The 4214-nt window shown below is 68.0% G+C and carries 6 protein-coding genes; all 6 read right to left on the bottom strand.

Translation table 11 applies throughout. From position 1 onward, the window contains the following. Positions 1 to 295: MotA/TolQ/ExbB proton channel family protein (locus AC1DOC_RS22015; RefSeq protein ID WP_478130477.1), on the bottom strand; the 295-nt coding region annotated here is incomplete at its 3' end. After that, positions 292 to 750, bottom strand: coding sequence for a YbgC/FadM family acyl-CoA thioesterase (locus tag AC1DOC_RS22010; protein WP_018904626.1), 459 nt, complete (start codon positions 748 to 750; stop codon positions 292 to 294). The genes AC1DOC_RS22015 and AC1DOC_RS22010, both read right to left, overlap by 4 nt. Further along, entirely contained in the window at positions 747 to 1943 is a 1197-nt protein-coding gene (locus tag AC1DOC_RS22005; RefSeq protein WP_478130476.1) for a pyridoxal phosphate-dependent aminotransferase, read from the bottom strand. The genes AC1DOC_RS22010 and AC1DOC_RS22005 overlap by 4 nt, the downstream gene beginning before the upstream one ends. Continuing rightward, positions 1940 to 2491 carry a transcription antitermination factor NusB gene (gene nusB, locus AC1DOC_RS22000; protein ID WP_319426430.1) on the bottom strand — a complete coding sequence of 184 codons (552 nt, stop codon included), beginning with the start codon at positions 2489 to 2491 and terminating at the stop codon, positions 1940 to 1942. Before nusB ends, AC1DOC_RS22005 begins: the two co-directional genes overlap by 4 nt. Next, entirely contained in the window at positions 2488 to 2958 is a 471-nt protein-coding gene (ribH, locus tag AC1DOC_RS21995) for a 6,7-dimethyl-8-ribityllumazine synthase (protein WP_028254111.1), read from the bottom strand. Before ribH ends, nusB begins: the two co-directional genes overlap by 4 nt. A gap of 5 nt (positions 2959 to 2963) precedes the next feature. Further along, positions 2964 to 4118 (bottom strand): bifunctional 3,4-dihydroxy-2-butanone-4-phosphate synthase/GTP cyclohydrolase II, encoded by a 1155-nt coding sequence (ribBA, locus tag AC1DOC_RS21990; protein ID WP_478081608.1) that lies wholly within the window; start codon positions 4116 to 4118, stop codon positions 2964 to 2966. Positions 4119 to 4214: the final 96 nt, after the last annotated feature.

Raw genomic sequence — 4214 nt, 5'->3', positions numbered from 1 at the left:
CATGGCGCTCGCGCAGCTTCTGGTACTCGCGCATGCCCGAGGCGAAGATGCGCTCCATGGGGCCGGCGAACTTGGCGTTCTGCGCGGCCGAGGCGAACAGCTCGTTCAGGCTGGTGCCCGACCAGAACTCGCGCTCGAAGTCGTCGTTGAGCGCGCGCATGCGGCGCAGCGCGAAGTACTTGCGGATGATCGCGGCCCAGCTGGCGATCGAGACGATCACGAGCAGCAGCACGACCAGTTGCACCACGAAGCTCGCATGGAGCAGGAGATTGATGATGGAGAGGTCTTGGTTCATGGCTTGAAAGGTTGAGTCATGGAGCCGCCGCAGCGCTCGAGGGTTCCCGCAACTTGGGCCGGTATGCGCGCAGGACGCAATGTGGAGGCATCCACCCAGCCGATGCGGATCGTGCCTTCGCACAGCAGGACGGGTGCCGCGGCTCCCGTTCGTTCTTGCTCTGTTTTTGATAGCACCTGTTGACCGATTATCAACGACGCCGTGCCCAGTTGTCGGAGATCGGCTGTAACCAGCAGTTCGTCGTCGAGTCGGGAGGGGCGATGGTATTTGAGCTGCGTTTCGCTCACCACGAACTGGCCGCCGGTTTCCTCGCGCAGCTTTCGCTGCTCGATGCCCAGCGAGCGCAGCCATTCGGTGCGCCCGCGCTCCATGAACTTGAGGTAGTTGGCATAGAACACGATGCCGCCGGCGTCGGTGTCTTCCCAGTAGACGCGGATCGGAAACGCGTAGCTCATCGGGCGGGGTTCGCGATCATCGCGCGCAGGCGCTCGACCGATTCCTGCAGGTGCGCCATCGAGCTGGCGGTGGAGAAGCGCACGAACCGGCTGGTCTCGGCCGTGCCGAAATCGCGGCCCGGCGTCACGGCCACATGGGCGCGCTTCATGGTTTCGAAGGCGAAGTCCCAGCTGCCCGAGATGCCCAGCTTCTCGGCGACCGCGGTGCAGTCGGCCCAGGCGTAGAAGGCGCCATCGGGCACCACCGGCACGTTCAGGCCCAGCGCATTCAACTGCGGAATGAACCAGTCGCGGCGCGCCTTGAACTCGGCGCGGCGGCGCTCGTATTCGGCAATGCTCTCGGCCTCGAAGCAGGCCAGCGCGGCGTACTGCGACACGGTGCTCRCGCAGATGAAGAGGTTCTGCGCCAGCCGCTCGACCACCGGCACCAGCGCCTCGGGCACCACCAGCCAGCCCAGGCGCCAGCCGGTCATGTTGAAGTACTTGCTGAAGCTGTTGATGCTGATGACGTTGTCGTCGATGGCCAATGCCGTCTGCCCGAAGGCATCGTCGTGCGAAAGGCCCAGGTAGATCTCGTCGATCAGCGTGATGCCGCCGCGCTGCGACACCACCTCGTGGATGCGGCGCAGTTCATCGGGCGCGATCGAGGTGCCGGTCGGGTTGGAGGGCGAGGCGAGCAGCACGCCGCGCGTCTTCTCGGTCCAGGCGGCCTCGACCTTGGCGGCCGTGAGCTGGAAGCGCTCTTCGGCGGTGGTGGGCACCAGCACGGCCTTGCCGTCTGCGGCGCTCACGAAGTGGCGGTTGCAGGGATAGCTGGGGTCGGGCAGAAGGATCTCGTCGCCGGATTCGATCAGCGCCAGGCAGGCCAGCTGCAGCGCAGCCGAAGCCCCCGCGGTCACCACGATGCGGCGCGCCGGCACGTCGACGCCGAAGCGCTGTGCGTACCAGCCGCTGATGCGCTCGCGCAGCAGCTCCAGGCCGGTGGCCTGGGTGTACTGCGTGGCGCCGGCACGCACGGCGCGCGCGGCGGCTTCCTGCACCAGCGGCGGGGCGGTGAAGTCGGGCTCGCCGATGTTCAGGAAGATCATCGGCCGGTCGGTGTGGGCCACCTCGCGTGCGAGCACGCCGGCGGCCTTGGCCACCTCCATCACATAGAAGGGTTCGATGCGCTGCGCGCGCGCCGAAATTCTCACGCTCTGGCCTTGCCCGAGGCCCGGTCGGCCTCGACCTCGGCGGCGCGCAATTGCGGCGCCAGGCCGTTGAGCACGGCGTTCACGTACTTGTGGCCGTCGGTGCCGCCGAATTCCTTGGCAAGCTCGATGCACTCGTTGAGCACCACGCGCCATGGCACGTCCAGGCAGTGCTGGAACTCGTACACGCCGATCCACATCACGGCATGCTCGATCGGCGATATTTCTTCGAACTTGCGGTCCAGCAGCGGGCGGATCAGTGCGTCGAGCTGCTCGGCGCCTTCGATCGAGCCGTGCAGCAGCGCGTCGTAGTGCGCGGCGTCGGCCTTGTGGAAGCCCGCGAGGTCGCGCGTGAAGTGGTCGATCTCGGTCGGGTCGTTGCGGCCCACCAGGTGCTGGTAGAGCGCCTGCAGCGCGAACTCGCGCGCGCGGCTGCGGTTCGATTTGGCCGAGGCCTTGCGCGCGCCGGTGCTGGTGAGGCCGGTGCGCACTTGCCGCGCCGGGCGCGGCTTGGCGCCGGCTGCCTTGTTGTCGTTGTTGTCTTCGGTCATGTGAGGGAGGCCAGCAGCCGCGCCATCTCGACAGCCACCTGGGCCGCGTCGCGGCCCTTGTCGGTCTGCCGGGCAATGGCTTGTTCGAGGTTTTCGGTCGTGAGGATCGCGTTGGCGATGGGAAGGCGATGGTCGAGCGCCACGCGGCTCACGCTCGCGCCCGATTCGTTGGCCACCAGTTCGAAGTGGTAGGTCTCGCCGCGGATGATGCAGCCCAGCGCCACCAGCGCGTGGTAGCCGCCGCGCACGGCCATGGCCTGCAGCGCGATCGGCACTTCGAGCGCGCCGGGAACCTGCACATGGTGGACGTCCTCCGCGGCGACGCCCAGCTTCTCGAGCTCGGCCAGGCAGGCGGCGGCGAGCGCATCGGTGATGTCGGCGTTGAAGCGCGCCTGCACGATGCCGATGCGCAGGCCTTTTCCGTCGAGCGGCGTGTTGTGGTCAGCGCCCTTGTTTGCACCTTGCATGGTGGTCAGTCTTTCGTGAGGTAGCCGGCAATTTCGAGGCCGTAGCCCGCGGCCATGCTCGGCATGCGGCGGGGCGTGCCGAGCAGGTTCATCTTGTGCACGCCGCATTCGCGCAGGATCTGCGCGCCGATGCCATAGCTGCGCAGGTCCATGCGGCCGCGCTCGGGTGCTTGCGCGGGGCGCGCGGTGCCGTCGAATTGCGCGAGCAGCTCGCCGGCCGTTTCGCCGCAATTGAGCAGCACGGCCACGCCCTTGCCCTCGTTCGCGATGTGCGCGAGGCTGGCGTCCAGGCTCCACGAGTGCAGGGAGCGGTTGATTTCGAGTGCGTCGAGCACCGAGAGCGGCTCGTGCACGCGCACCGACACCGTGTCGTGGGGCGCCCACTTGCCGCGCACCAGCGCCAGGTGCACGCCGCGGCTCGGCTTGTCGGTGAAGGCATGGGCGGTGAAGCTGCCCCAGGCGGTCTGGATCTCGCGGCAGCCGACCTTCTCGACCAGCGATTCGGTGCGGCTGCGGTGCTCGATGAGCGCGGCAATGGTGCCGATCTTCAGGCCATGCTCGGCCGCAAAGAGCTGCAGGTCGGGCAGGCGCGCCATGGTGCCGTCCTCGTTCATCACCTCGCAGATCACCGAGGCGGGCGAGCAGCCGGCCATCGCGGCCAGGTCGCAGCCGGCTTCGGTATGGCCGGCGCGCATCAGCACGCCGCCGTCCACCGCCTGCAGCGGAAAGATGTGGCCGGGCTGCACCAGGTCGCTGGCCACGGCATTGCGCGCCACGGCCGCCTGCACGGTGCGGGCGCGGTCGGCGGCCGAGATGCCGGTGGTCACGCCTTCGGCCGCCTCGATGGACACGGTGAAGGCCGTCGAATGCTTGGCGCCGTTGCGCGACACCATCGGCGGCAGCTGCAGCCGCTCGCACATCTCGCGCGAGAGCGTGAGGCAGATCAGCCCGCGCGCATGGCGCGCCATGAAGTTGATGGCCTCGGGCGTGATGTGGTCGGCCGCAATGACGATGTCGCCTTCGTTCTCGCGGTCTTCCTCGTCCACCAGGATCACCATGCGACCGGCGGCGAGCTCGGCCACGATCTCCTCGACCGAGGAAATCGGCGCGGGCGCCCGCGTGCCGCGGGGAGTGCCGATGGGCGTGACGGAAGCGTTCATTCGGCGGTGTCCTTGGAATACGTGGAAGGAGTCGGCACCAGGACGCCGGCCTGGAGCATGCGCTCCACGTAGCGCGCCACGGTGTCGATTTCGAGT

Source organism: Variovorax sp. 01T439_2 (assembly GCF_056398445.1).
Note: the sequence above shows the minus strand (reverse complement) of the source record. Positions and strands in the feature narration are given on the sequence as shown.

Excerpts from the sequence above, each read along its gene's own strand:
- AC1DOC_RS22010 (WP_018904626.1), bottom strand. The coding sequence starts at position 750 with ATGAGCTACGCGTTTCCGATCCGCGTCTACTGGGAAGACACCGACGCC.
- nusB (WP_319426430.1), bottom strand. The coding sequence starts at position 2,491 with ATGACCGAAGACAACAACGACAACAAGGCAGCCGGCGCCAAGCCGCGC.
- ribH (WP_028254111.1), bottom strand. The coding sequence starts at position 2,958 with ATGCAAGGTGCAAACAAGGGCGCTGACCACAACACGCCGCTCGACGGA.
- ribBA (WP_478081608.1), bottom strand. The coding sequence starts at position 4,118 with ATGAACGCTTCCGTCACGCCCATCGGCACTCCCCGCGGCACGCGGGCG.